This window comes from Stenotrophomonas sp. PS02300 (genome assembly GCF_029959395.1).
In the GTDB taxonomy this organism is placed as follows: Bacteria; Pseudomonadota; Gammaproteobacteria; order Xanthomonadales; family Xanthomonadaceae; genus Stenotrophomonas; species Stenotrophomonas maltophilia_AD.
The window spans coordinates 1-4,436 of sequence record NZ_JASCOP010000201.1 but is presented as its reverse complement, the minus strand read 5'-3'; the positions used below and the strand labels follow the sequence as shown (position 1 = coordinate 4,436).

Below are 4,436 nucleotides of genomic sequence, written 5' to 3'. Positions count from 1 at the left end.
CCTTGGCGGCGGCAGCAGAGCGCTGGGCCAGGGTACGCACTTCGGAGGCGACCACGGCGAAGCCACGGCCCTGTTCGCCGGCGCGCGCCGCTTCCACCGCGGCGTTCAGCGCCAGGATGTTGGTCTGGAACGCGATGCCGTCGATCACCGAGATGATCTCGGCGATGCGCTTGGAGCTGGCTTCGATGGCGCTCATGGTGGTGACCACCTGGCCGACGACGTCGCCGCCCTGCGAGGCCACGCCGTGTGCGCCGATCGCCAGCTGGTTGGCCTGGCGGGCGTGTTCGGCGTTCTGGCGCACGGTGGAGGTCAGTTCCTCCATCGACGCGGCAGTTTCTTCCAGGTTGGCGGCCTGCTGTTCGGTACGGCGCGACAGGTCGCTGTTGCCGGTGGCGATCTCGCCGGCGGCCAGGTTGATGTTGCCGGCCGCTTCCTGGATCTGGCCGACGATCTGGGTCAGCTGGGTCACGGTGGCGTTGGCGTCGTCGCGCATGGTGGCGAACACGCCCTGGTACTCGCCGTGCATGCGCGCGGTGAGGTCGCCTTCGGCGATGGCCGAGAGCAGCTGCGAGAGCTTGCCCAGGTTGTCGTCGCTGACCTGCATCATCGCGTTGAGGCTGGCGATCATCTGGCCGAAATCGTGGTCGAAGCGGGCCGCATCGCCGCGCTGGGTGAAATCACCCGCTGCCGCGGCAGCGCCCAGGCGCTTGATCTCGGCGTTGATGCTGGCCAGGTTCTGCTTGACGGTGTCCACGGTGGTGCTGATGGCGGCCTTGTCGCCCGGGTAGCGGGCAATGTCGGCGCTCAGGTCGCCCACGGCGTAGCGCTGCACCACGGCCAGCACGTCCTGCATGGTCTGCACGTGCGCGCCGACCAGGGTGTTGGTTTCATGCACCATCAGGCCGTACTCGCCCGGGAACGCGGATTCGTCCATGCGGAAGGTAGTCTGGCCGGCATCGTGCTGGCTGGCCATTTCGCGCTGGGCGCCGATCACCGCGTGCAGCTGCTGCTGCATGCGGCCCATGCTTTCCAGCAGGCGGCCGGGTTCGTCCTGCGCCTGCGCGCCGATACGGGTGTCGAGCTTGCCGCGCGCAATGCTGTCGGCCACGCCGGTGGCCTGGCGCAGCGGCCCGGTGATGCGGTTGCCGATCAGCCAGCTCAGGGCCAGCACCACCAGCACCAGGGCGCCGCCGGTGGCAGCCATGATGCCGGTGAAGGCCAGCGCGTCGGCCTGCACGTCGTCCATGTACACGCCACTGGTGACGACCCACTGCCACGGCGCATACATGCCGGCATAGGTGGACTTCTCGATCAGCTTCTCGCCTTCGCCGGGCTTGGTGGTCGAGTAATAGGTGTAGCCACCGCCGGTCTTGGCCATGTCCACCTGCTGCAGGTACAGCGGCACGCCGTCCTTGGACAGGTAGTCCTTCTGCACCTTGCCGACCCGGTCCGGGGCGAACGGGTGCATGAGCAGGGTGTAGTCGGTGGCCAGCACGTTGTAGTACGCGCTCTCGCCGTCGGCGCGCATGCTGTGCAGCGCCTGCAGTGCCGCCGCCTTGGCCGCCTCTTCGGTGAGTTCGCCGGTGCCGACCAGTCGCTTGTAGTGGTCGAAGATGCCGTAGGTCAGTTCAACCTGGGTCTTGAGGGCATCCTTGCGGGTCTCGGCCAGGTCCAGGTACTGGATGCGCGCGGCGATGATGGCAAGGGCGACCACGCCGATGGCGATCAGGGCGGTAAGCAGGTTCAACTTGCCGCGCACGGACAGGTTGGAGAAGCGACTGGAAAGATTCATGGGCGGGGGGGCCTTCTCTAGCGGGGGCGTACAGCGCAAGCCGACGTCGACGAACGTGTCGAGGCAATGGAGTTATCGGCAGAAACCGTCGCCGATTTAGCGGCGCGAGCTGAGCGCATTCAGCTTCAGATATGAAAAGGCCCCGATGCCGGAGCATCGGGGCCTGTGTGTTTCAGCGCTGCGCGGATGCGCGGGGCGGCTTAGAACTCCTGCCAGTCACCTTCGGCGAGCTCGGCAGCAACGGCACGGCTGGCCGGCTTGCGTGCCGGTGCCGGTGCGGCGGCCGGGCGGCTGACCGCACGCGGTGCCGGTGCGAACACCGGTGCCGCGGGCGCCACGTCCTGCTCGTCCAGGCGGAAGATCGACACGGCATCGCTGAGGTGGCCGGCCTGTTCTTCCATCGAGCGGGCGGCGGCGGTGGCTTCTTCCACCAGCGCGGCGTTCTGCTGGGTGGTCTCGTCCATCTGCACGACGGTCTGGTTGACCTGTTCGATGCCGGCCGACTGTTCCTGCGAGGCGGCCGAGATCTCAGCCATGATGTCGGTCACGCGCTGCACAGAGGCGACGATCTCGCCCATGGTGGCGCCGGCCTTGTGCACCAGCGCCGACCCGTCGTTGACCTTGCCGACCGAGTCGTCGATCAGGCCCTTGATTTCCTTGGCGGCACCGGCCGAACGCTGGGCCAGGGTGCGCACTTCGGAGGCGACCACGGCGAAGCCGCGACCCTGTTCACCGGCACGTGCGGCTTCCACTGCGGCGTTCAGCGCCAGGATGTTGGTCTGGAACGCGATGCCGTCGATGACCGAGATGATCTCGGCGATCTTCTTGGACGAGGTCTGGATCGCGCTCATGGTGGTCACCACCTGGCCGACCACGTCACCGCCCTGCGAGGCGACGGTGTGCGCGCCGATGGCGAGCTGGTTGGCCTGGCGGGCGTGTTCGGCGTTCTGGCGCACGGTGGAGGTCAGTTCCTCCATCGACGCGGCGGTTTCTTCCAGGTTGGCGGCCTGCTGTTCGGTACGGCGCGACAGGTCGCTGTTGCCGGTGGCAATTTCGCTGGCGGCCGAGCTGATGGCCTGGCTGGACTGCTTGATGCGGGTAACGATGCCGCTGAGCTGTTCGGCGGTGGCGTTGGCATCGTCGCGCATGGTGGCGAACACGCCCTCGAACTCGCCGTGCATGCGCACGGTCAGGTCGCCCTGCGACAGCGCGGTGAGCAGGCCGGAGATCTGTTCGATGCTGGAGGCGTTGGCGTCGAGCAGACCGTTGATCTGCTGGGCCAGCTGCAGGAAGAAACCATCCTTGCCTTCGGCGCTGATGCGGCCGGACAGGTCGCCGGCGGCGGCCTGGGCGATGACGCGGGCCACTTCGGCTTCCACCAGCGCTTCGGGGGTGCGGTCACGCCATTCGACCACGTGGCCGACGCTCTCGCCTTCTTCGTTGCGGATGGTGGAGACGACCTGGGCGAACTGGGCATCGCCGAACTGCATGGCGCGGCGGGCCACGCCGTGCTGCTTGAGGTTGGCCAGCAGGGTGGCGTCCATTTCGCCGCGGTGCTCGAGCACGGTCAGCGGGCGGCCGACCAGCGAAACGGAGGCGTCGAAGTCCGGCAGGTTGCGGCGCAGGTCGTCCTGGTACTGGGACAGGGTCTGCTCCAGCGCGCGGTTGGCGTAGACGATGTTGAGGTTGTTGTCGGTCAGGTACACGCCGGTGGAGCTGTAATCCAGCGCGGTACGGATGCGCAGGTTTTCGCGGGCCACGGCCTGTTCGGTTTCGGTACGGTCACGCAGGTCGCGCTGCATGCGCTGCATGGCCTGCATCAGGTCGCCGACTTCATCCTTGCGGGTGACGTCGATATGGCCGTCGAGCTTGCCGCCGGCCACTTCATTGGCCACAGACACCGCGCCACGGACGCTGCCGACCAGCGAGCGGGCGAACAGGTACACCAGCACCAGGCCCATGGCGGCGCCGCCGAGCAGGGCGATGATGGTCAGGGTGGCGGAGGTGGCGTAGGTCGATTCAGCCTCTTCGCGCGAGGCGCGGGCAAGGCGGTTGTCTTCGGCGATCAGGGTTTCAAGCGCGGCTGCGGCCTTGAGGTGCTTGGCGCGGGTCTCACCGACGAAGGTATCGATGGCATCGTCCGGCAGGTCCAGCTCCAGCATTTCGGTGACCGAATCGTAGGAGGTCAGCGAGTCGGTCCAGTCCTTGGCGAAGGCGTCGAACAGCTTCTTCTGCTGCGGGCTGTCGATCAGGGCGGGATACTTTTTGATCGAGGCATCGATCTTGGTGCGCAGGTCGGCGGCGCGGGTCTTGGCTTCGGCCTTGACGTCGTCGCTGGCGCGGATCAGGCCCTGGTAGGCCGAGTTGCGGTATTCACCGAGCATGCCACGCATTTCGCCGGCCATGCGGATGCTTTCCATCCGGTTGCCGGCCAGTTCGGTGGTCACGTTGTTGAGGGAGTGCAGGCCGCGGTAGGCGACCACGCCCTGCAGCAGCATCACCAGCAGGATTACACCGAAAGTCAGCATCAACTTCGGCATCAGTTTGAGGTTGTTGATCCATTGCATGGTGGTGCACTCTCCGGTGGCAGACGCGTCCGGGCGTGGCGCCCGGTTGCAGCGGCCACGCCGGCCTGTGCCGGCGT

The 4,436-nt window shown here is 67.0% G+C and carries 2 protein-coding genes; both read right to left on the bottom strand.

Annotation, left to right across the window (positions count from 1 at the left end; all coding sequences use genetic code 11):
• On the bottom strand, nt 1–1,792 hold a 1,792-nt coding region (locus tag QMX79_RS20070), incomplete at its 3' end, for a methyl-accepting chemotaxis protein (RefSeq protein ID WP_282248353.1).
• A 200-nt stretch (nt 1,793–1,992) separates the two neighbouring features.
• Nucleotides 1,993–4,359 (bottom strand): methyl-accepting chemotaxis protein, encoded by a 2,367-nt coding sequence (locus tag QMX79_RS20065; protein ID WP_282248352.1) that lies wholly within the window; start codon nt 4,357–4,359, stop codon nt 1,993–1,995.
• Nucleotides 4,360–4,436 lie beyond the last annotated feature (77 nt).